At 40.3% G+C, this 23,880-nt stretch carries 23 protein-coding genes and 2 other annotated features (1 of these 25 cut by a window edge); of the genes, 2 read left to right on the plus strand and 21 right to left on the minus strand.

Going from position 1 to position 23,880, the window contains the following annotated elements; genetic code table 11:
• Position 1: 1 nt before the first annotated feature.
• From KHA95_RS00140 to KHA95_RS00180, 9 genes are all read right to left on the minus strand, one after another.
• Entirely contained in the window at positions 2-1,489 is a 1,488-nt protein-coding gene (locus tag KHA95_RS00140) for a PH domain-containing protein (RefSeq protein WP_213135468.1), read from the minus strand.
• Positions 1,482-1,964: a PH domain-containing protein gene (locus KHA95_RS00145; RefSeq protein ID WP_213135469.1), complete on the minus strand. Its 483-nt coding sequence runs from the start codon at positions 1,962-1,964 to the stop codon at positions 1,482-1,484. Before KHA95_RS00145 ends, KHA95_RS00140 begins: the two co-directional genes overlap by 8 nt.
• Before the next feature lie 534 nt (positions 1,965-2,498).
• Complete coding sequence (gene cshA, locus KHA95_RS00150; RefSeq protein WP_213135470.1) at positions 2,499-3,947, minus strand: degradosome RNA helicase CshA; 1,449 nt, start codon at positions 3,945-3,947, stop codon at positions 2,499-2,501.
• A 183-nt stretch (positions 3,948-4,130) separates the two neighbouring features.
• Positions 4,131-5,519: a UDP-N-acetylmuramoyl-tripeptide--D-alanyl-D-alanine ligase gene (locus KHA95_RS00155; RefSeq protein ID WP_213135471.1), complete on the minus strand. Its 1,389-nt coding sequence runs from the start codon at positions 5,517-5,519 to the stop codon at positions 4,131-4,133.
• A 247-nt stretch (positions 5,520-5,766) separates the two neighbouring features.
• Positions 5,767-6,834 carry a D-alanine--D-alanine ligase gene (locus KHA95_RS00160; RefSeq protein WP_213135472.1) on the minus strand — a complete coding sequence of 356 codons (1,068 nt, stop codon included), beginning with the start codon at positions 6,832-6,834 and terminating at the stop codon, positions 5,767-5,769.
• Between the two features lie 198 nt (positions 6,835-7,032).
• On the minus strand, positions 7,033-8,133 hold the full coding sequence (locus KHA95_RS00165; RefSeq protein ID WP_213135473.1) for a GerAB/ArcD/ProY family transporter: 1,101 nt from the start codon (positions 8,131-8,133) through the stop codon (positions 7,033-7,035).
• Between the two features lie 25 nt (positions 8,134-8,158).
• Positions 8,159-8,380, minus strand: coding sequence for a hypothetical protein (locus KHA95_RS00170; protein WP_213135474.1), 222 nt, complete (start codon positions 8,378-8,380; stop codon positions 8,159-8,161).
• An 11-nt stretch (positions 8,381-8,391) separates the two neighbouring features.
• The gene (locus KHA95_RS00175) at positions 8,392-9,552 is read right to left on the minus strand and encodes a Ger(x)C family spore germination protein (RefSeq protein ID WP_213135475.1); all 1,161 of its coding nucleotides are present in this window, start codon (positions 9,550-9,552) and stop codon (positions 8,392-8,394) included.
• Between the two features lie 19 nt (positions 9,553-9,571).
• Entirely contained in the window at positions 9,572-11,170 is a 1,599-nt protein-coding gene (locus KHA95_RS00180) for a spore germination protein (RefSeq protein ID WP_213135476.1), read from the minus strand.
• A 196-nt stretch (positions 11,171-11,366) separates the two neighbouring features.
• On the opposite strand from KHA95_RS00180, the gene KHA95_RS00185 reads away from it, so the two are divergent.
• Complete coding sequence (locus tag KHA95_RS00185) at positions 11,367-12,767, plus strand: FMN-binding glutamate synthase family protein (protein ID WP_213135477.1); 1,401 nt, start codon at positions 11,367-11,369, stop codon at positions 12,765-12,767.
• Positions 12,768-13,404: 637 nt separating this feature from the next.
• Here the strand turns inward: KHA95_RS00185 and KHA95_RS00190 are convergent.
• Both KHA95_RS00190 and KHA95_RS22740 read right to left on the minus strand, forming a co-directional pair.
• Positions 13,405-14,184, minus strand: a complete 780-nt coding sequence (locus tag KHA95_RS00190; RefSeq protein WP_213135478.1) for a hypothetical protein — start codon at positions 14,182-14,184, stop codon at positions 13,405-13,407.
• A gap of 126 nt (positions 14,185-14,310) precedes the next feature.
• Positions 14,311-14,460, minus strand: a complete 150-nt coding sequence (locus KHA95_RS22740; RefSeq protein ID WP_249316410.1) for an Lmo0850 family protein — start codon at positions 14,458-14,460, stop codon at positions 14,311-14,313.
• Positions 14,461-14,711: 251 nt separating this feature from the next.
• Between KHA95_RS22740 and KHA95_RS00195 the strand changes: the two genes are divergently transcribed.
• Positions 14,712-15,221, plus strand: a complete 510-nt coding sequence (locus KHA95_RS00195) for a hypothetical protein (protein WP_213135479.1) — start codon at positions 14,712-14,714, stop codon at positions 15,219-15,221.
• Between the two features lie 37 nt (positions 15,222-15,258).
• Here the strand turns inward: KHA95_RS00195 and KHA95_RS00200 are convergent, their stop codons facing one another.
• The 10 genes from KHA95_RS00200 to trpD form a co-directional block, all read right to left on the minus strand.
• Complete coding sequence (locus KHA95_RS00200; protein WP_213135480.1) at positions 15,259-16,347, minus strand: DUF1648 domain-containing protein; 1,089 nt, start codon at positions 16,345-16,347, stop codon at positions 15,259-15,261.
• 12 nt (positions 16,348-16,359) lie between these two features.
• Positions 16,360-16,743, minus strand: coding sequence for a GntR family transcriptional regulator (locus KHA95_RS00205; RefSeq protein ID WP_213135481.1), 384 nt, complete (start codon positions 16,741-16,743; stop codon positions 16,360-16,362).
• A 97-nt stretch (positions 16,744-16,840) separates the two neighbouring features.
• Entirely contained in the window at positions 16,841-17,344 is a 504-nt protein-coding gene (locus KHA95_RS00210; protein ID WP_213135482.1) for a MerR family transcriptional regulator, read from the minus strand.
• A gap of 123 nt (positions 17,345-17,467) precedes the next feature.
• Positions 17,468-18,307 carry a metallophosphoesterase gene (locus tag KHA95_RS00215; protein WP_213135483.1) on the minus strand — a complete coding sequence of 280 codons (840 nt, stop codon included), beginning with the start codon at positions 18,305-18,307 and terminating at the stop codon, positions 17,468-17,470.
• Between the two features lie 104 nt (positions 18,308-18,411).
• On the minus strand, positions 18,412-18,699 hold the full coding sequence (locus KHA95_RS00220; RefSeq protein WP_213135484.1) for a hypothetical protein: 288 nt from the start codon (positions 18,697-18,699) through the stop codon (positions 18,412-18,414).
• 108 nt (positions 18,700-18,807) lie between these two features.
• Positions 18,808-19,602 carry a tryptophan synthase subunit alpha gene (gene trpA / locus KHA95_RS00225; protein ID WP_213135485.1) on the minus strand — a complete coding sequence of 265 codons (795 nt, stop codon included), beginning with the start codon at positions 19,600-19,602 and terminating at the stop codon, positions 18,808-18,810.
• Positions 19,595-20,800 (minus strand): tryptophan synthase subunit beta, encoded by a 1,206-nt coding sequence (gene trpB, locus KHA95_RS00230; RefSeq protein WP_213135486.1) that lies wholly within the window; start codon positions 20,798-20,800, stop codon positions 19,595-19,597. Before trpB ends, trpA begins: the two co-directional genes overlap by 8 nt.
• 1 nt (position 20,801) lies before the next feature.
• Positions 20,802-21,416 (minus strand): phosphoribosylanthranilate isomerase, encoded by a 615-nt coding sequence (locus tag KHA95_RS22745; protein WP_349305409.1) that lies wholly within the window; start codon positions 21,414-21,416, stop codon positions 20,802-20,804.
• Positions 21,417-22,205: an indole-3-glycerol phosphate synthase TrpC gene (gene trpC, locus KHA95_RS22750; RefSeq protein WP_249316411.1), complete on the minus strand. Its 789-nt coding sequence runs from the start codon at positions 22,203-22,205 to the stop codon at positions 21,417-21,419.
• A gap of 2 nt (positions 22,206-22,207) precedes the next feature.
• Positions 22,208-23,236 carry an anthranilate phosphoribosyltransferase gene (gene trpD, locus KHA95_RS00240; RefSeq protein WP_213135487.1) on the minus strand — a complete coding sequence of 343 codons (1,029 nt, stop codon included), beginning with the start codon at positions 23,234-23,236 and terminating at the stop codon, positions 22,208-22,210.
• Positions 23,237-23,319: 83 nt separating this feature from the next.
• Positions 23,320-23,528 (minus strand) — a binding site (T-box leader).
• A gap of 112 nt (positions 23,529-23,640) precedes the next feature.
• Positions 23,641-23,880 (minus strand) — a binding site (T-box leader) (it continues 9 nt past the right edge of the window).

Raw genomic sequence — 23,880 nt, forward strand, 5'->3', positions numbered from 1 at the left:
ATTATTCGTTTTCGGGGTAGACAGACGTCGGTCGGTACCATTCGTACATCGTTGCCGCTTCATTCGCATCTACATGCTTGATCGAAAAGCTCGACATCCCGCCGCTCATAACAGCAGTCGTTACCGTAGCAAGATCGGCGCGCTTTTGAAACCAATTTACTGAGCATTTGATCGATTGAATTCGATTTTTTCTCATATAAACCGTTTGCTGCTGAATATCTCGATACCTGATGACAAGTTGGTTATTCGTTATATTCCACCCCGCCGAGCGATATTGTAATACCCCAATCACCCATGATAGAGCGATTAATAAACTAGCAATCAATCCGTACGGCCAAAGCCACACAGAAAGAGCGACGGTTACGATTAACGCTTGAACCATTTTAATTAAGTAGAAACGACGCTTTGCCCTTTTAGGCACGCGTGTAAAATCAAGATCAAACACGTAGTCTGGAAGCGCATCTTGGAGCATGGCTGCAACCGCCTTTTTCTTTACGACCGGCATAAGCATCCCGTCAGCTTTCTCCTCTTCCACTGAACTTCCCGCATATTCCACCGCTACACTTGCATAGCCAAATGGCTGTCGAAACGGACTTTCCGTTATTTTTACTGCTTGAATTTTTTTGATCGGAATGGTCGTTGTCCGTTTTTCAAGCAAGCCCCGAGTAATAACGAGATCTTCCTCCACCTTTCTTAGAGTGAAATCATTGTATTTTAAATAGGTAATAATGACAGAAATGATCCAAGCAAATAAGAACAAAATAAAGACGATAAATGTTAATAGTAAATAACCCGTACGGATCAATTCTCCCATTCCTTTGAATATTTTTTCAAATGGAATAAGCCCTTCAAATTGACTTCCAAATGCGACAACCGCTGAGATGATTACCCCAGCTCTGCCTGAGGTCGAAGCAAAAAACAATAATTGACGACCCGTTATTTTATACAAAATCGTCTCTTTATTTTCCTTATCTATCGTGAGTTCTTCCGTGAAGTTTTTATTTGCCTTCGCATCATTAATTAGCTGCTGAATCGCAAGCGCATCTTCCTTCTTAATGGCACTCATTTCTGCTTCCGATTCTTTTGCTCCTCCTGCTGTTTCGACTTTCACCTTTACAAGCCCAAATGGTCGGTGGAAAATCCCTTCCGAAAAATCGAGGCTTTGAATCCGCTCAAATGGGATATACCGTTTCTTTTTTATAAATAGTCCATGCTCAATACGCAATTCCATATCTTCCACACGATATGTATACCGAACCCACTTAATGACACTTGCGCCTACTGAAAATAATAAGATGACACCGATGGCGATCATTGGGCCATACTGTCTGATCCAATCCATCAATCCTTCAATCGGAATCATTTGATCTTTTCCATCACGCATAGCAAAAACGATAAAATAAAGAGCGACCGGAACAATGACCTGCCTAATAACTGCCAACAATTCCAATAAAATGGTAATCGGATGTAGCCGCTTCGGATTAAACATCTTCTTCAGCCACCCTTGCCAATTTGGAAATCTTATAGCGTAATTCCTCTGCTTCCTCTATATCGACAGCAGGAATTTCATGTCTTGATGCCGCTGTGGAGATTTCAATCGATGCAAGTCGATATTTCCGTAAAAGCGGTCCTTGAACCGTATCAACATGTTGGACACGAACCATTGGCACAAGTGTCCTCGTAATAATAAAAATTCCATGTTGAAGTTCAATTTCCTGTTCCCTCACTTCATAACGCCACCACTTCCAACGTAAAGAAGGGATAATTTTAACGAAAAAGATTGTTCCAATTACCGCAACAATAGCCGCGACCGCTACAAATAAAAAAGACCATTCAAAAAAGAAAGACATGACCCCCACACCGATTACGAGCAGCCAGATGATCGCTGACGTAATCGTTCCAACAATTCGCCATACTTTCAAGCCTTTTTTCGAGATTCTTTTTGCCGGCTGATTAATATTCACTTTTCCCCCTCCGTTCTTTTTATTTATATACGGATAAAGACAAACTTTAGTTTCAGGATTATTCTTATGTTGCGCATTTAGCTGCGGCGAAAATTATGTCATGAATCGACGAATCTCCTCCTTATCTCGAGGTTCAGATGGATTTCACCGAACAAAGATGGCGATTTATGAGCCGCTGAGCCCGAATTCTATGCCACTTTGCGAATTAATAAGTCATTGGAATTAGATGATACGCCCTATTACAGATTTTACAAGCCGCTTCCATGGATTTACAAGCCGCCTTACGGGCTTTACAAGCCAATTCATTAGTTTTACAAGCCACTTTACGTACTTTACAAGCCAATTCAAATATTTTCCCTGTAACTAAAAAAAGCAATCGGTGGATATCCGATTGCTTTGCCTGTTTCGTAATTTGCAATCTACAAAACAGCTTGATCGCTTACTTTTTTTGAGCGCGCTCTTTTTCGTGATCAACCCGCTATTGGGCTGATCACTTTCAAGCTTCCGCTCATTTCGCGTGAGCGGATCGTTCGCTTATGGTCTTCTTCCACCTGTTCGACGCTGTGGCTTCCGATTTCCTTTATATGATTGCTGGCCCGATTTTCCACGACGATGGCGATTATCCCCACCACCGCCACCGCGGTATTGGTCGCGTTTTGCCGGTAATGGACGCTCTTCGGTAATGTGAACTGGTGTTTTATCTGGCTCTTTCGTTAACACTTTCAATGCCGCCGCAACGACGAGCAATGGATTATCATGTTCATTCAAAATCTCACTTGCAATTGCTTGATAGTTTTCTAAATCGCCTTCGCGAATTGCTTCATCAAGCTTTTCCATCGTAATTCGTTGCTGACCTTCCATTGCATCATCCCATGTTGGTGGCTGCATCGGTGTCATGCGCTTTTTCGTTGTTTGTTCCACAATGCGTAAATAACCCATTTCCCGTGGACTAACGAAAGTAATCGCCATTCCTTCTTTTCCAGCACGGCCTGTTCTACCAATGCGGTGTACATAGCTTTCTGGATCTTGAGGAATATCATAATTGTACACATGAGTAACACCAGAAATGTCGAGGCCGCGAGCTGCCACGTCCGTAGCGACTAATACGTCGACTCTGCCGTCTTTAAATTTCTTTAAAACAGACATCCGTTTTGCTTGTGTTAAATCTCCGTGAATACCTTCAGCTGTATAGCCACGAAGTGTTAGTGCATTCGCTAATTCGTCAACACGACGCTTCGTTCTTCCGAACACAATCGCTAACTCAGGTGATTGTGTATCAATCAAGCGCGAAAGAACGTCGAATTTCTCCTTTTCATGCACTTTAACGAAATATTGTTCAATAAGAGGAACAGTCATTTCTTTCGCTTTAATTTTCACAATCTCAGGCTCATTCATAAAGCGAGTAGCAATTCGACGAATCGGTTCTGGCATTGTTGCTGAGAACAATAATGTTTGACGCTCTTCTGGAACCGTTTCTAAGATCGCTTCAATGTCTTCAATGAAGCCCATATTAAGCATTTCGTCCGCTTCATCAAGAATGACCGTGTGAACATTTCCTAATTTCAACGTACGGCGCTTAATATGGTCAAGAATTCTTCCCGGAGTTCCGACGATAATATGCGGACCTCTTTTCAATGAGCGAATTTGTCTTTGAATATCTGATCCTCCGTAGATCGCAAGTACACGAACTCGTGCATCCGTACCAATTTTATACAATTCTTCAGAAACCTGAATCGCAAGTTCTCTTGTTGGCGCAATGATAATTCCTTGCACATGAGCAGATTTCACGTCAACTTTTTCAATTAACGGAATCCCGAATGCTGCTGTTTTTCCCGTACCTGTTTGTGCCTGTCCAATCAAATCTTTACCTTCCATACTTAGAGGAATGGTCTTTGCTTGTATCGGTGTTGCTTCCTCAAAGCCCATTCTGTTTACTGCTTTTAGTATCGACGGGCTAATATTTAAATCTGAAAACTTTGTCAATGCTTCTCAATCTCCTTTTAAATCCTCATCAAAAGACGAGGCTGATGCCATTTACCAGGAATATTCCCGGATTTGTGCTTTTTCATGCACTTCCAAACAAAGAGCTGCTGCGAAAAATTGTAAACGATGGTGACAATTCTACCATTAATTGTTTTTGATTACAATTCATCTTTACGAATTGTTTTATTTCTCTTTGCTTATACTTAGTGCGTTGACCGTCTTTTCCATTCTCATCCCACGCGATGCTTTCACTAAAATGACCTCATGACCCTCTATTTTCTCTTTCAATGCTGATACAAGTTCATCCTGATCGGTAAAATGGAACACATGGTTTTCGGAAAAATTTATTTTTGCCCCCATAGCTATATATTTCCCGAGCTCACCATAAGTAAATACATATTTAATTTTTTTAGGATCAATTTCTTTTCCGACCCTTTCATGATATTGAATGGCTTGCTCGCCTAGCTCCAACATATCGCCTAGCACAATCATTTTTTCTCGTTCATTCCCCATATTCTCAAACATTGAAATAACAGCAAGAGTGGCCGTTGGACTCGAATTATACGCATCATTTAAAATTCGCGTTTCTTTAAAACCATCATGCCATTCCATCCTCATATTAGATAATTTAACTTCCTTTAAGCCGTTTCTAATTTCATTTTCCGCAATTAAAAAATCACCTGCTGCAAGCAAAACAGCCAATGCGTTAAAAATATTATGCTTGCCTGGAATTGGAAGAAAAAATGGTTGATCAGATAAAGCTGGAACAATGAATGTACTCCCTGAATCATTCATGTCTAGATGGTCTGGATAAAGATCATATTCTGATGATGCACCAAAGGTTCGCGTACGATACTGCTTTAACATGCTCACCCGCTTCACAAGTAATGGTTCATTTCCCGGGTAAATGAGCAGTCCGCCTTCTTTCAACCCTTCCGCGATTTCTAGTTTCGCATCGGCAATCGCCTCTCGGGAGCCAAGATCTTGCATATGTGCTTCGCCTATATTCGTTATAATCGCTACATCTGGCCGAGCCAGCTTCGTTAATAAGGAAATCTCCCCTTTACCGCTCATCCCCATTTCAAGCACAGCTACTTCTGTCGCTTCGTCCATCCCAAGAATCGTAAGAGGTAATCCGATATGATTATTGAAATTCCCTTCTGTTTTATGGACATGATACGCTTGAGAAAAAATCGCGGCGGCAATATCCTTGGTCGTCGTTTTTCCATTGCTGCCTGTAATTCCAATGATTTTCGCTGAAAGCTCGTTACGGTAAGAACGGGCTAGTTGCTGTAATGCAAGCAATGTATCTTCTACGATTAAAACTGGAATATTTTTTGGCGGATTCGGGACGTCTTTTTGCCATAGCACCGCTGAAGCACCTGCTTCAATTGCTGGCATGACAAAGCGATGGCCGTCCGTATTCTCACCTTTAAAAGGGATGAATAGATTTCCCTTTTGAATCTTTCTCGTATCAATGCACACTCCGTGAATTTCGATATCAGCGTATGCAAAGACATCATTTTCTATTTGTATCATTTTTACTAATTGATCGATTGTTCGTTTGATCATCGGTACATCCCCCTGACATAAAACAGTGTCCCTAACTAAGTAGATGGGACACCTTTTTTCATCTAAAAAACATTTATACCTCGGCATAATGACGTCCAGATTGTTTAAAGCTCGCCTGAAAAAATCTGTGACATCAACCGGAGACTTAACTTGAATCAACAAATCTTTTTGTACCGAAAAGCGAAGCGTCAGGTACAGGATTGCCCCACTATTTTGAGTGACAAGTAGGAACTTCGGCTATTTCAAATTAAAACGTGTGAATAATTCGTTGTTTTTCTTGATGACGTTCGATTCCTAGCTCAATCATTTTTTCGATAAGCGCTGGATAATCAACACCTGTATGCTTCCATAAAAGAGGGAACATACTAAATGGAGTGAAGCCTGGCATTGTGTTTACTTCGTTAATGATTATTCTGTCTTCATTTGTTACAAAGAAGTCCGCTCTGACAAGGCCTGCGCAATCTAATGCTTTATATGCCTTAATCGCCATATCCTTCATCTTGGCATTTATCTCTGTTGAAATTTCTGCCGGAATAACGAGTGATGTATTACCATCCTTATATTTCGCTTCATAATCATAAAAAGCTTTATCTGGAACAATTTCGCCGGCGACCGAACATTCAGGGAAGTCATTGCCTAACACACCAACTTCAATCTCTCTTGCAACGACACCTTCTTCAATAATCACTCTGCGGTCATATTGAAACGCTTCTGTAAAAGCAGCCGCTAATTGTTCCCGATTTTCACATTTACTAATGCCCACACTTGAACCTAAATTTGCTGGCTTAACGAAACATGGATAACCTAGTTCCGCTTCGACTTGCTCATATGCCTTTTCAGGTGCCGCTTCCCAAGTTGGTCGGACAAACCATGTATATTTAACTTGGTCCAATCCCGCTTGGGCAAATATGTTTTTCATAATTACTTTGTCCATCGCCGCTGACGATGCAAGCACTCCGTTTCCGACATACGGAATGTTCAATAGCTCGAGCATTCCTTGAACTGTGCCATCCTCACCGTTTGGCCCGTGCAATAATGGGAAAACTACATCGTATTTTTGTTGCTGATCAGGTGCTAGTGCAGCATTCAATGCATGTGGAACCATTTCTTCATTTTGAAACACTAGCTCTTTTACATCTGTAACTGGCTCTTTCAACTCAGGACCTTTCATCCATTTTCCATCTTTTGTTATATAAATCGGATAAACCGCAAATTTATTCATATCTAACGCTTGGCATACCGCCATCGCCGTCTGTAATGATACGTCATGCTCCGCTGATTTTCCCCCGTATAATAAACAAATATTCATTTTCATTCTCATCCTCCATGATGTACAGATGTCTTTTATTTTACCACGAGGAGAAGGTATAATCTAAACATTTCCTATAAATAGTATATAGGCACTCCCCCATTTGGTGCATGTCGAATGTTTCTTTTCTACAATCACCGTACTGGTTAAGCGCTTGGTTAATTTTCGATCACATCTAGCACTAAATACCCTGTCACCGTTTTTTCATTTACTCACTTGCTTCGAACGTTTCTTTTGCTTTACCGTGCCAATAATTAATAAGAGGAGCGGAATTAAGATTTGAATAATGATCGAGTAAAATGGAAAAATCATACCATTAAACCGATTATACTCCATTGTATTAGGAAGAGCCCAAAAGGCTAACTGCACGACCAAAATCCCCGTCGGCCAGATGATTGGTCGATAATCCGAAAGGTTCAACCATTGCGCCAAGCTGATGACGGCTGCATAAAAAAACACTGATATTTTTACAAACGCTCCAGATATCCAAACTGCCATCACGACCGCTTCCATATTTTCAAAAAATCCACCTAAACTAACATATCGACTGACATTCATTAATGGATATGTTTTAAAAGCTGTTGTTGTGCCTAATACAAATAACGTGATTAAATTCGTAATTAATAATGTCATCATGACAGATATAACAGAAAACATTCCATGTTTCATTGCTTTTTTCTCATCTTGTAAAAAAGGCAAAAGGAAAAGGATAAGGAAAAATTCAGCAAATAATCCACCTTCCAAAATAAATGCTTTGATGAAAGATTTCATCTCCATATCGAATAAAGGTAAGATATTTCGAAATTCTAGATCTGGCCCTAGAAAGATTAGTAATATTAAGATCGGCAATATAAAAAAAGGGATTAATAATTGACTAATTCTCGCCAATACCTCAACTCCACCATATATACAATAAGCGCAAAGAAACACCATCAATCCAATCACAACAATTTGCGGTGTTTTAAACAAAAACGATGTAACGATAAATTCACTATATGCTCTAGATATCTCTCCGCTTGATTGAAGCAAATAAAGAAGAATGAAGAAACTTACTACTTTTCCAGGAAACTTACCCAATATTTCTTCACTACCTTGGATGACCGTTTTCCCTGGGTGAAGCCTGTATAATCGGACGGAGATAAAAATAGTAATAAACCCTAGACTTGATGCAACTATTGGAATGATCCATAATTGGTGTCCAACATATTCAGCTAACATACTTGGAAAGGTAAGGATCGCAGTGGCGATAATAGTCGGATACAATAATATAGACATTTGAACAGATGAAATTTTTCCTGTTTCCATCAAACCTTCCCCTTTTTGTTTAATTTCAGTGCTGCATAAATGTGCCAAGCGGCTTTAATAATGTACTTACCCATGTGACAGGACCAGGTAGTCTTTGAAGATCCAAAGAGGAAAGAATTAATGCAATGAATAGAAGAATCAGAAAAGTCCCTTTGTCTTTTTTAGGATGTTGTTTCATTTTGGGCCACTGAAATAAAATGATAATAAACACGATAAGCATTGTTGCAAAAAAAACTTTCCATTCCACTTATACCACCTCTATCTTTCTTTAACAGGACGATTAATGTATCCTTCTCTCTTAATATTTGTTTTAATGATGTATTCAACCTTTACCTCCGGAAACTTTTCTTCCCAACGAGGTTCTACCTTTTTCCATTGTTTCGGATATTTACGGTGAAATTCTTTACCGAAGTGAACAACATCGACTTGCAGTTTCTTCGACTCTTCGATCGCACTTCCAATCCGTTTTTGTAGTTTTTCCTGAAAGGCTTTTTCGATTTTTTCTAATGAAGCTTGGTTACTGAGATTTAAGTATGTCGTATTTTGAACAATCGATCCTTCCGCATTAATCTTAACGATCATTTTCCAATCATTACCTTTGATTTCAGGTATTAGCTTAATATCCGTCTTCACCGGAAAGATAGCTACTTCACCTTGATTATCAAGTTGAACAATGGTCGTATAGTCCTCAATTTCATTTCTTAGCCAGAGTAAGCCTCTAGTCGTCGCTTCGGAAATGATACCGATCATCTGATCCTTTTTAAACATCGCTGTCCCGATAACTTTCATAAATTTCTTGCTCTCATTAACTTCTTTTAAATAAGGCAGCACTGCCGACCTGTCCTCATTGCTTAACATTTCGTCTAAATCCTTAAGAGAAACCCCCATCCCATGTCTCTTACTCGCTATTTCTCGAACATATTCTGCCGAATAACGTTCTAGGTCAGCATTCAATTTAAGGTATTTTTTCGCTTTACCATTACTAACGAATATAAACGCTCTTTCTCTTGGCTCCGGGTGTCGAAGCAAGAAGTCCAAATGATCTTGTATGCCGTCCACTGCAATCTCTTCACCAAAAATAAACACTTTACATAATCCCCAAAACACCTTTCGGGACAGCTCAGCTTGTAGCTTTGACAATGCATCAGCGAGACTCACCCCTTTATGCGACATAACCATTGTTGTCCTTCCATTACTTGTCGGTCCCATTCCCTCCGATCCGGAAACTGGGGCTTTCGGTATAAAGATTTGTACCGAAAGCTCGATCTGCCCATCATCCGCTTTATCAATCCCAGTTGCTGTAATAATGGCCAAATCATTCGTTTCCACCCGATCCCAACAAGCAGTTAGCAAAAGCAGGAGCAAACAAGCTGGTGTAAAAAGTGCAATGTATTTTACCGTCCTTAAGATTTGAGTCACTATACTTCTCCTCCATCCATCAGCTGTTCGTTTCTCCTCCTTTTTGAGGGCCTGGCTCTTGGTCAGGCGCTTGGCGATGCATATTATATTGCCCAGTGAAATGCGGTCTCGTATCCATCATCCAGAAAGGAGATCTCCAAATCGTATCCTTTAGCTCATGCTTTTTGAACGGTGCCAATGGTGCCAAATACGCTTCTCCAAATGACCGCAATGTACAGAGATGAATAAAAATGGCAAGAATCCCCATCATGATGCCAAGTAGCCCCAACGTTCCAGCTAAAAAAATAATTGGAAAGCGAAGAATCCGAACAGAATACCCAGCGTTATAACGAGGAATTAAAAAAGAGGCAATTCCCGTACTGGCAACGACGATAATCATCGGTGCCGAGACGAGTCCTGCTTGGACAGCTGCCTGGCCAATGACAAGTGCTCCAACGATACTGACAGCTGAACCGATTTGCTTAGGTAGCCGAATTCCCGCCTCCCGCAATGCCTCAAATACGATTTCCATTAGCAGCACTTCAATTAGCGCAGGAAAAGGGACGGATTCTCTTGATGCTGAAATACTTAGAAGGAGCGCATCCGGGATCATTTCCTGATGAAAGGTTGTGACCGCTACATAAAATGATGGAAATAATAATGATATGACAAGAAAGCCATTTCGAAGGAATCGAGTGAACGAACCAATTAAAGCTCTCTGATAATAATCATCCGGAGCTTGAAGGAAGGAGAAAAAAGATACAGGCACCATTAAAATAAACGGTGTTCCATCCGTTAAAATGATGACGCGTCCCTCCATTAAAGCGGACGCAGCGACATCAGGACGTTCCGTAGACATAATTTGCGGAAACGGCGAATACGGATTGTCTTCAATCAACTCTTCGATATATTCACTCTCTAAAATACCGTCTATTTGAATTCTTTCCAGACGATTTTTAACTTCTTCGATCAATGTTGGCTCTGCCAGTCCTTCAACATAAACAATCGACACATTTGTATTTGTATATTTTCCAATTTTCATCGTTTGGATTTTAAGAGCAGGACTTTTAATGATTCTTCGTAATTGTGACGTGTTTACTTGTAAGTCTTCAGTAAAACCTCCTCTCGGTCCCCTAATAACGGTCTCGGCTTCCGGCTCCTCTATCGCTCGCTTTTCCCATTTAGCTAAACCAAGGGAATAAGCCGAATCTCCTCCCTCATAAAAGAGGATTGGATCTCCAAGTGAGATGGATTCGATACAATCAGCAATTAACTGAATTTTTTTAAGTTTAGAAATAGAAATCTCCTTTTCAATTAAAACGCTAAGTGGTTGCGCTTCATCCGCTATCTCTTTTTTCAAAGAAGCAAATATAAACTCATCCATCCCCTGCACATCAGACAATCCCTCTATATAAACAATCATTGCTTTCACCTTTCCAAAAAGGAGAAAAGGGGCGAACACAACATCCGAGCAATTATTGTAAATAGAACGAAATGTTTCTTCATTTTGCTGAAAATTTTTATGTAAAACCTCCTTAGGCTTCACTTGCACTTGCTTCCCGTGAAGAGGTTGTTTCTTATTTACAACAGCTTTACGTAACAATTTATTCACATTCCGTATCAAAAACTTGTCCCCCATTCGCAAGCTTGTCTTTTATCTAGCGTTCTACATTTATGCCGTTTTATGCAATTACTCCTGAAATTTACATATGATAAACACGATGATTTTTGTATTTATGTTCTGTGACTTCGAACTTTTTCTAGCAAAGGTACATAATTTTATGTTGTTTAGAAAAAATAAATAATAAAATGAATCGGTATTGGAGAACAAATGAATGCAGATGATTTTGTCCTATCTTACTTTCGGTATGATCGCCTTTTTATTTATTATTTTTCTTTTTCTCGTTTTTGGCTGGCGCTGGATCATGCAGAAAATCGTCAAGCGCACAAGTAAAATTATTTTATCGGACAGTTATCAAGAGAACCTGATCGAGTTATTACCTGGCATGCGGCATATGGGCGTTCAAAATGTGCTCGAAAATAATTTGCGGGCGGAATCAGGCGATGTTCTTCATCGACCGCTCGGTTCTTCAAAAACATGGCCGCATTTAGATCCGATCACATTTATACCTGCACAGACGTCCCCATTTGCCATTTCAAGTGAAGATGAGGTCGACCTTACTGTCACGATCGGTCCAAAAGCAAAAAAACCGATGCAAATCGAAATACCATTGATGATCAGCGGGATGGCGTATGGAGTTGGACTCAGTGAAGAAGTGAGATTATCTTTAGCGACAGCCGCCAATAAAGCGGGAACAGCCATTAACTCTGGGGAAGGCGGAATTTTACCAGAAGAACTGGAGGCTGCTGGGAAATATATATTACAGTTCTCCAAAACAGAATGGGGAAAAAATGAAGAGTTCTTTCAACGGGCGGATATGATTGAAATAAAGCTCGGTCAAGGGGCTAAGCTTGGGATGGGAGCCAAAATTTCTCCTAAAAATTTAACTGGGCGGGCTCGCGACATTATGGGCTTAAAAGAAAATGAAGATGCGGTCATCTACGAACATTTCTTTGAAAATCAAACATTACAAGATTTAAAAGAGCTCGTTGATCAACTTCGAAATTTATCTGGTGGAGTTCCGATTGGCGTTAAAATAGGAGCAGGTGGGAAAATAGAGGAAGACATTGATCACTTATTAGAGCTCGGAATTGATTACATTGCTATTGATGGTGGACAAGCATCCACTCACGCCGGAGCCCCCATTTTAGCTGATGACTTTGGAATCCCAACATTGCATGCGGTTGTACGAGCAGTCAATCATCTGCGCAAAAGAAAAATGAAAGGACAGGTCAGCCTCATCGTTTCTGGTGGACTTTTAGTTCCGGGACATTTTTTAAAAGTACTGGCACTTGGGGCTGATGCTGTCTATTTAGGCTCGGCCATTTTATTTGCGGTAGCACATAGCCAAGTTACAGATGCCCTCCCTTTCGAACCGCCAACACAGGTCGTTTGGAATGAAGGTAAATTCAGCAAACAGTTCAAGACAGACACTGGGGCAAAAACAGCAGAGAAATTTCTGAATGCAAGTGCCGAAGAAATGAAAATGGCTCTTCGTGCAATGGGGAAGCGTTCCTTAAGCGAACTATCAAAAAAAGACCTCGTTTCCTATGATGAGCTAACCGCTAAAATGGTCGGAATTCCTTTTACATTTCGACCATGGAGGGAAGAATGAAATTGACATATAGTGGAAAACACAAGTCCTCTTCATATGAAGGTAGAATGATACTAAACCAGTAGGCTTATTGCTCATGACTATAAAATAGGACAGACATTAAAGGACATCATATCGACCTTGTACACCGATTTGAATGATTAGCTGTCCATTAGAGAATGCCTTTGCGACCTTGTACACCAATTTGAATGATCAGCTGTCCATTAGAGGATGCCTTTGCGACCTTGTACACCGATTTGAATGATCAACTGTTCATTAGTGGATGCCTTTGCGACCTTGTACACCGATTTGAATGATCAGCTGTCCATTAGAGAATGCCTTTGCGACCTTGTGCACCGATTTGAATGATCAGCTGTCCATTAGAGAATGCCTGTGCTACCTTGTACACCGATTTGAATGATTAGCTGTCCATTAGGAAATGCCTTATCGACAGAGTTACAATTTTTATCTCTAAGGAAAATGTAAAAACTGTTTAATCCTTTTTCTCTCACCTTATGCCCATTAAAAAAGGAGAAATCGGCATGAATGCAAATTTCTCCTTTTTTAATTAGCCAAGATTTCGATGCCCTCTAATTTTAAATGGCAATCTGGCATTTATCCTGCCACTTATAGAGGGCGGAATGAATACTGATCCAAGTTAGACCGTATGTTTAGAGAATGCTTGCCATTCCCCCGTTTTTCTGTCAAAAACAATTGTTCCATCCGGGGTGCGATTCGGCATCATTTCATACTCTTCGTACATCGAATCCATATCATAATAATCCCCGATCACCCAAATCGGCAATTCAATTTGCTGACGGTTTCTGCCTGCTTTCTCAATTGAAAAAACAATCCCTTCTTTCATTTGACCTTGAAAGGATTGAAGGATTTCAACAGGTACGGGTGGAATACCTTTCTTTTTCCGAAAGGAAAATAAAGATCGATCTTTCTGATGATTCAACTTATCTGAAATAACCGCACCAAGCATTGCATAAAAATAATCCCATGAACGATAATATGTTTTATTAAACCAACCATCATCACCCGCTAAATAAACAACATGATTGCTTATTTTCTCGTAAAATGGCGAGGCTAAATGATCTTTAAAATGCCCTAAATATAAAATTTCCGCAATTTCCTGTCCGCTTAACGAATTTAAATCAGCTTCTTCCTCAAAGTCAAGCCAACAAAAGTCACCATAACTATACACATCTTCTGTTAATAAATTGGGAAGCATTTCACTATCAACATAATCAAGCTTCGTATGCAAATTAAAATGGCCATCCTCGAAATCGTGGCGCAACAGTAAGAAATTCGGAAGAGTAATAGGGAACCCGCTAATAAATTCAGTAAATTCGATTCCGTACGATAATACGTATTTCCCCGTAGTGTTCATATGAATATAAATTAAATCACGTCCGCCTAAATATCTCCTCAAGAAAAACCCTCCAAATACAATCTTCAATTTACCATTCTTGTTTTCGACATTATTTCCCAAGAAATAATATATAAATAAAAAAACAAGCTAGACATACACAATGCATGCATACCTAGCTTATCCGCCTTAAGAGTGAAGCTCCGAATACTTATGAATGGGTTTAACATCTTCCAGCACTTTCATAAGTTCAAGCCGGGATTTTGTTTTCGTAATCTTGACTCCGATCTCTGTCAGACTGGTTATTACTTTCTTGAACTGATCATGATCTCTTTCCAAGAAAGACCACCTCTTTAAGATTTGACATCTTGTACCTATTTTACCTTAATTCCCTTGCACTGTATATCGCTTTTTTGATTCGTAATCAATTTGTCAACTTTTATGCTTCTGGTAATTACTATACCCTAAATTTTTCGGATCAATCCCGATCTTTGCAAAAATTGTAAAAAAAAATCATAAAACGTAACCATTTATTTGAAACCTTTTCCAGTTATAAAACGTACTAATCTATAAGAAAGGAGGTTCATCAATTGGATGAGTCTGTTTATTTCTCGGATAATTTTTTCTCCGCTGGAACAACCACAATTTTTAATAACCGCAAAGAACCGATCGGTAGTCTAGATCTTAAGTCCGCATTTACTAGCAGCTTAGCTGTCCAGGATCTTGATGGAAATATGATTTGTGAGGGAAAGTTCCGCACCTTTTCTAATCGATGGGTCATTAGCAATCCGATTGGAGAAATAGGTGAACTAAGACAAAGATTCAGCTTCTTCTCAAAGAAATTTATCTATTCTTCATATAGCGAAGAAGCAGTCGAAATTGAATCAGATGCATTTTCGCGAGAATACCGAATTATTCAAAGAAACGGTGACCCAATTGCTCAATTTTATAAAATCAATGGGTTCTTTCAAAATCCATCTTTTCAGCTTACTAATCTTTCAAAAGACTCATTTTCCTCTGCCGAATTGATCTGTGTGGTTATGGGCGTACATATGATCAACAAACGAGCCGCTTCCTCCCATACCACTACTCCACCTTAAACCGTGATGCTGCTAACTGAACAGCATCACGGTTTTTTCAAGAGAACAAACTAATACAAATTGGGATTGCTAAAATAATAATAAAAAAGACCCATGCTTGTGGCTTTGCCATATTAACTGTCCATCCGCTTCCAAATCTTTTTTCAACCCAAACAGCCGGATCATTACGATTAAAATAAAAGATACCTAACTTCCAAAATTGATCTTCATCTCGGCTGATCATTTCACCTTGCTTACCCATAACCGTTTTCACCCGACTACCGCCTTGCCCAGTGATAATCGAAAGTGCAATAGCACCAACCAAGACCAAGCCTGTCAAAAGAAAAGATCCGTACATAATGATCTTAACGTTTAGCGGGAATATAAGTGAAAGTTGAATGGCCGCGAGGAGAGCAACCGTTGCCGTTCCCGTAAAAATTAAAAATGCCGACCATCTTTGTCTAAAGATCATATTTTGCATCATTGATTTTTCCGGATTGGCCGCATCGATTTGTTGGCGGCTACGCCCAATTGTATAATTAATAAAAACGAATAAACCGACCATAAACAATTGAATAAGTGGTAAAGAAAATACACTTCCGAAAGATTTTTCTGCCCAATTGGTCACTTCGCCATCAAAGCCATATTGCATCGGAATTTGAGCTGGGATTCGATCATAATACATGACGGTAACGGCAAATGTGACAACTGTTATAATGATCGCAATCGCAAACCAACCGTGTGAGTGGATTAATTTCCTATTTCTAAAATTCGTGTCAATGACAACTGTTGCTGTTTTTGCTTGCTCCCATTTGCTATTTGCCTTCATTTGTTTCATTTTTTTATGATAATTGAGGTAAATAAAGAAGGAGCCAAATAAAAAGAGAAAAAAGAAACTCATAAAGAGAAACATCCATTGTTCTTCTTTGACAAGCAGACCGCTTGTTAATGAGAGCAGAAGTGTAATAAGTCCAAAAATAGCTGTCTGCCATGCGTATTTTCTTCGAAAATCGACTAACTCTTCCTGCTCATAAACCTCTTCGGGTATTGAAACACCAAAGCTTTCCGTCTTTCTCGTGATATACGGAGTAATCGCGCTTATGAAAATCGTCGGGATAAACATGAGTAAGATGATAAAATAAACCAATGTTAAAACACCTCATTTCGATGATATATGTTCAAAAATTTCTTTAGCTATTTGATTAAATTGTTGCTCATCCATCCCTCTGCAAATCGCTTCGCTAATGAAAGGCCGCAATTGTTCACGTAATTGTTCAGTAAAATGATCGTCGAACAGAGGCACCCCATCTGGATGGATAACGACCCCCTTTTGCCGATGAATTAAAATAAATCCTTCCTGCTTTAATAATTGATACGCTTTATTAATCGTATGCATATTCACTCCGAGATCTGCCGCCATCACTCTTACAGATGGCAAAGCTTCCCCTGGCTGCAATTGTTTAGAAGCAATTCCTTCGATAATTTTATTGCGTAATTGCATGTAAATTGGAGTTTCCGATTGGAGATCAAGGGATAAAAGCACGTAGACACATCCTTTCTAATCGAACTATCTGTTATACTTATAATACAACAGATAGTTATTCAGAGCAATAAAAAATGAGTGAACTTTTTGCGTTCACTCATTTTTTTCCACCGATCATGGATGGGCGAAAAAAGGCGATCCCTTTTCTTTTCTTTTTTTCTTGTGCTTCTTGAAGACGCTGAAAGAGCAATTGGTCCCTTTCTCTTTCCTCCATTTTTTCAGTAAGACGTTCAACCTGCTTCGCCAAACTTAAGTTGACATCGGCAAACTTTGCCTGCTGTTCTTCCAATTGCGTAATATGCTGAAGCAAACGCTCAAATTCTTCGTTATTCACTTGCATATTTTCCTTTTGATCTGGTTTTTGATCCTCACAATTATTTGCTATCGTTGTTGCCGCTTCATCAAGAGTCATTCCGTTTACCGATATGTTATTAGACATTTCAGCCATCCGTTCAAGATCTTCCTTTTGAAAAATCCGTCCGTTATTTGTCCCGCGCTTAAATGTGTAACCTTTGCTTTCTAATGTAGCAGCATAGTTTCGTAATGTGCTTGCACCAATCCCTAATACTTTGGCGGCTTCGGAAGAAAAGAGTTGATCCACGACAATCCCCTCCTGAAATGATGTACTCTAAATATTCAACAGCCGCCTTGTCGTATCCTTTCTCTAATTCTGTTGATTGAAAGGAGCTTTTGTCAGTCCACCTAACAAGTTTCGAGTCCATTTTTATTGAGGATGACGCAATGTCACAACGACAATTTCTGGTCGATTAAAAATTCGATACGGGAAAATACTATTGCCAAGTCCTCTATTTACAATCATTTCCGTTATTCCTCTTTGATGTTTGCCTGAAGTGTAGGATGGAAACCACCCTTGTCCAGGAGCGATCAATCCACCAAAGCCGGGCAGGCGCAACTGTCCACCATGAGCATGTCCTGTAAAAACAAGATCTAATTGCTTATCAATGTATACATCAAACACTTCAGGCCGATGTGAAAGCAAGATCGTATACTCTCCACGTGGTGCTTTCGTTAACGCTTGATCAAGCATTTCATCGACAACAATATCAGGCGATAATTGATTTTTCATTAACGGATCATCGATTCCAGCTATAACGATCTCCTCTCCGTTTCTTGTCAAACGATTCGTCTCATTTGTCAGTACATGAACACCAAGCATCGTCAATTCATGTTTGATTTTCTCAACTTCGTTTACCGCCACTTCGTGATTGCCCGTAACATAATAAACATCTGTCATCGTAACAAGCTGCTTTACAAGCTGTAAGCTATTTTCCAAATCATAGCGGTTGCTATCAATTAAATCTCCTGTTATAAAAATAAGATCAGGGTTTAACTTTTTCACTTTATTAACGAGTGTTAATTGTTGTTCACCGAATGTAGCATCATGAAGGTCAGATAGCTGAACGATAGTTAATCCATCAAATGCTTGCGGAATTCGTTCCGATTTAACTGTATAAAAGGTTGTTTGCAGCCATTTATTATTAATATGTAAAAAAAGATAACATGCAATAATGAGTATAATCGTTACTATAATTTTTCGTTTCATCGTATACCTTCCTACCATTCTTAGTCCTTTCATCTTAACATGGTATATACGAATATAACGGTTATTTTCAAAAAAAATCCCCTGGATCGTCCCAGGGGATATGATTAATGATGTGGTTGTTGTGCTTCTTTATTATAATAATCAACGCTATACATCGCGCCTTCATCGACCATTTTTGAATCCTCTACGTCATAAGGGTCTGGATTTCCGGCTTTTTCCATCATTTGCTCGTGAACACTTTGTTGATCATCGCCCCAAATGTTGCGCACTTTTCCTTTCATCGACTCATACATATCGATCGCTTTATCTCGATTTTCTTGATTTGAAAAATACTTTGCCCCAACAATTCCGGCTACTCCTAATAAAAACAGTGAATTGAACCCTCTAGCCATATGAATCGGCCTCCTTTTCACCTTTGCCATTTCTTTACCCGCTTTTCGCTCTTTTTAAGCGTAAAAATGATGACAAAATGATGACAATCAGAAGACATTTAGAGGCATTTATAACGATTGAATGACATTCTTTTTCGCTGCTGCAATCAGTTCACTAATTTCTTCACGTTCTCCTTTTGCCAATAGATCAACAATTTTGCTACCGACGATGACCCCATCACAATAACTGCTTAGTTCAGCTACTTGCTCTGGTGTTGATACGCCAAAGCCAGCAAGCACAGGAGCAGATGAAAATTCCTTTAAATGTTGCAAGTATTCGGCAAGCCCCGCTTCATATTGCGTTCTCACTCCTGTTGTTCCTTTTACCGTAACTGCATAAAGAAATCCTTCCGTTCGCCCCGCAATCTTCTCAATTCTGTTTCTCGGACTTGTCGGCGCCACCAAACGAATGAGCGCAATCTCATATTTTTCAAAAATAGGAGAGATTTCCTCTTCCTCTTCAAGTGGAAGATCTGGAATAATAAGTCCATCAACACCCACATTTTCACACCGTTGCGCAAATTCCTCGACACCGTAAGCATAAATTAAATTGAAGTATGTCATGAGTACGATCGGAATCGTCCGTGTTTCCTTCCACTCTTCCAAGCTTGTTAAAACACCCGCTAAGCTCGTTCCATTCGCAAGCGCTCGCAGTCCGGCCTCTTGAATAATAGGGCCGTCCGCGACGGGATCAGAAAAAGGGATACCAAGCTCGACCGCGGTTGCTCCACTTTCTTGTAAAAATAAGATTTGTTCTTTTAACGCATCAAGCCCGCCATCTCCAGCCATAATGTACGGTACGAACGCTTTATCTCCACGCTCAAGCACCTCTTTAAATGCCTTATCAATCCGTGCTTTACCCATTCGTCACACCCCCTAAATATTCTCTTACAGCATCAACATCTTTATCGCCACGCCCTGATAAACAAACTACGATCGTTTCTCCTTCATTCATTTGCTTTGCCAATTTTAATGCAAAAGCAACTGCATGTGAGCTTTCCAATGCTGGAATGATTCCTTCCGTTTTTGACAATAGCTGGAATGCCTCCAGTGCTTCTTTATCCGTTGCAGACGTATATGTCACTCGTCCAGTATCTTTTAAATGAGCGTGCTCTGGTCCTACTCCTGGGTAATCAAGTCCTGCTGAAATCGAGTGAGCCCCTTGAATTTGCCCATTTTCGTCTTGTAAAAGATATGATAATGTCCCATGCAACACACCTGCTTTTCCGGCGGTTAACACAGCTGAATGCTTCCCTGTGTCAATTCCTGAACCAGCCGCTTCCACTCCGTATATTTTCACATCGGTTTCTTCAACGAATGGATAGAACATTCCCATCGCATTGCTTCCACCGCCAATGCAAGCAACGATTGCATCTGGTAAATTCCCTTCATGCTCAACGATTTGGCGTTTCGTTTCTTTGCCGATGATACTTTGGAAATCACGGACAATTTGCGGAAATGGATGTGGCCCAACGACAGATCCTAAAATATAATGCGTATCTTCCACATTGGCAACCCAGTATCGCAACGCTTCGTTAACAGCGTCCTTTAGCGTTCCACTTCCTTGCGATACTCCTCTTACTTCTGCTCCTAATAATTCCATTCGAAAGACGTTTAACTGCTGTCTGCGAATATCTTCCTCACCCATGAACACGATACATTCCAATCCTAACAATGCACAAACCGTCGCTGTTGCTACCCCATGCTGACCTGCTCCTGTTTCGGCCACAACTTTCTGTTTCCCCATTCTTTTCGTCAATAATGCCTGACCAATCGTATTGTTAATTTTGTGTGCACCCGTATGGTTCAAATCTTCACGCTTCAAATAAATATTCGGTCCACCTACGAGTTTCGTTAAGTTTTCCGCAAAATAAAGCGGTGTTTCTCTTCCAATATATTGTTTTAAGTAATGATCCATCTGCGCTTGAAATTCCGGATCAGTGATCGCCTTTTCATATTCTTCTTCCAATTCTAATACGGCTGTCATTAATGTTTCTGGTACAAAACGGCCACCAAACTGCCCGTACCGGCCTTTCTGATCAGGTGCTGTATATACTGCCAACTTAGTCACTCTCCTCTTTTTTCGCTTCTCTTATAAAATCAATTATTTTCTCTGGATCTTTTTGTTTATTTGTCTCGACCCCGCTCGATACATCGACGGCTGCTGGCCTAACTTTGCGTATCGCTTCAGCGACATTTTCTCGTTGAAGTCCACCTGCTAAAATAACTTTTTCATGAGGTACCTTCGCTTCTGTCAGCAAATCCCAATCAAACGGAATTCCGCTGCCTCCTCGATAATCGATGCCAGGACTATCGACCAAATAATACGCACATGTATATTCATTTAAACGCTCTAAATCGCTTTTTTGTTTAATCGAAAAAGCTTTAATTACCGGTCTTCTTAATTGCTGGCAAAACTCAGGTGATTCATCTCCATGTAATTGAATGTAATCAAGCCCTACTTGTTCAGCAATGTCGTCGATCTTTTCCCGTGTTTCATTCACGAAAACTCCAACCGTTTTGACGTGAGCTGGAAGTGTTTGACTAATTGCCGCTGCGCGTTCTGGAGTAATCTTTCGTGAGCTATCCGCAAATACAAAGCCGAGCAAGTCAGCGCCAGCTTCACAGGCAATTTTCGCTACTTCATCTGTTGTAATCCCACAAATTTTCACAAGCACCTACTTCACCGCCTTGTGTAAAGGGATGCGAATTTCCTCCATCGTTTTCGCAATATCACTTGATCTCATCAATGTTTCTCCAACTAAAATGGCTTGAGCTCCCGCCGCTTCTACCCGTGTTACATCTTCCCGATAACGAATTCCACTTTCACTTACTAGCAGTACATCCTCCTTTGCCAACAAGGATGCAACCCGCTCCGTCACAGCTAAATCAACTTCAAATGTTTTTAAATTGCGGTTATTAATGCCAATAATGTTCGCTCCGATTCGCAGCGCCATCTCTGCTTCAAGTTCATCATGAACTTCGAATAACACATCCAAATGTAGAGACTTGGCATATTGATACAATTCGCGAAGCTTTTCCTCAGGGAGCGCCGCAGCAATAAGCAAAATCACACTCGCACCATGATCTTTTGCTACATCAATTTGGATGCGATCAATCATGAAGTCTTTACAAAGGAGCGGAACATCCACCGCTTTTGAAACAGCTGATAAATCCGCCATCGACCCTTTAAAAAATGTTTTATCCGTTAATACGGAAATTGCTCCTGCACCTGCATCCGCATATTGCTGCGCTTGTAAAACCGGGTCTACTTCACTATTAATATCTCCTTTGGATGGGGAGGCACGTTTTACTTCTGCAATCACATTCATCGTATCGCTGCTGCGGAAGCTGTCATATAATGAAGGCCTCTTCTTTCCCATCTCCACTTCCTGTAAGCCATAAATGACTTTTAATTCACTCACTTCTATTTCCTTTTGCGCTACAATTCGATCAAGTATCGTCATGTTTAAATCACTCCTTGTTTTTGTGAATGTTTGCTCTTTTCAATTAAAAATTCTAGCTTCGCCAAAGCTGCTCCCGAGCCAAGACTCTCTTTTGCAAGCTCTATTCCTTCTTGAATCGAATGTGCTTTTCCATTTGCATAAATTCCAATTCCTGCGTTCAAAATGACTGTATCGCGAAATGGACCTTCATCTCCATTAAGAACGCTCATCATGATCCGTGCATTGCGATCCGCATCTCCGCCAGCAATTTCGTCAATCGTGTACGTTGGCAACCCAACGTCTTTTGGAGTAAGTGTCATTTCCGTTAACTGTCCGTTTTCCAATACAACGAGGTGATTTTCACCTGCTAGTGAGGCCTCATCCATATAATTAGCGCCATTAATAATGACTGCCCGTTTTCTTCCAAGCTGATGAAGAACTTCTCCCATGAGCTTTAATTTATCACGGCGATAAATGCCGAGCAATTGCGTCTCAAGCTGAAGCGGATTCGTTAATGGACCAATCAAATTGAAGATGGTTGGCACGCGCAAATCCCGTCTTACTTTCATGACTGCCTTCATCGCAGGGTGAACATTCGGAGCAAATAAGAAGGCAATCCCATTTTCAGCAAGCAATTGGGCTGTTTCCTCTGGCTGATTGTCAATCGAAACGCCTAATTGCTCGAGTACATCTGCGCTTCCCGTTTGACTTGAGATGCTGCGGTTTCCATGTTTAGCAACCGTAATTCCCGCTCCAGCGATCACAAACGCAGACGTCGTACTAATATTAAAGCTCTTCGATCCATCTCCGCCTGTGCCACAATTATCCATAATGCTTCCTTGCATCGTCGCAATCGGAACTGAACGCTCGCGGATTGCATTTACTAAACCGGTCACTTCCCCAGCTGTTTCTCCTTTTAATGCAAGTAAACCGAGCAAAGCTCCAGCTTCACTTTCTGTTGCTTCTCCTGTAAATAGTAAACGGGCCGCCTCTGTCATTTCTTCCATCGTTAAGTCTTCTCCAACCATCAATTTTTGTAAGTACGGTTTCATTTTATCATCTCTCCTTTTCATTTAAATGGATATGGATATTTACATAATAAAAAAAGCCCTCTGCAAACATAGATCACATGTTTACAGAGGGCGAGTCATTCGCGGTGCCACCTCTATTCGAAGATTGCTCTTCATCTCGATTCCCATTAACGGTGGAAAACCGGATTGCCCTACTTTGTTCAAGCAATCTCTCATAAGTCCATTCAGCAAAACCATCTGCACCGGATTCCCACCAACACCGGCTCTCTGTCAGCAATGTGCTTTGCGTACTACTCTTACTCAACGATTTAAATAATTTAAATAATTTAAATGATTAAACGTTACGTTCTGCCGCAACATATTTTAACTCGGATCACGCAAAGCTAAGAAACAGCGCTTAAAAAAACACAAAAAGGGCCCCTCATCCAAAGGACGAGGAACCCGTGGTACCACCTTTATTAGCTGAATACAGCTCACTTTGACAGCAACAAGCATATTTTGCTTATTGCCCGCCTTTTTAACGCTAAGACTGATGCGCCAAAGCCTACTGATCCAAGGATTGTTCGGTTTGGAAGCTCGGAAGTCCATTCATTATTTCTGCATACCGATTCCCACCAACCATCGGCTCTCTTCTATGCGACAAAATAATTACTACTCTTCGTCAT

This window comes from Bacillus sp. FJAT-50079 (assembly GCF_018343515.1).
Taxonomy (GTDB): Bacteria; Bacillota; Bacilli; order Bacillales; family Bacillaceae_C; genus Lederbergia.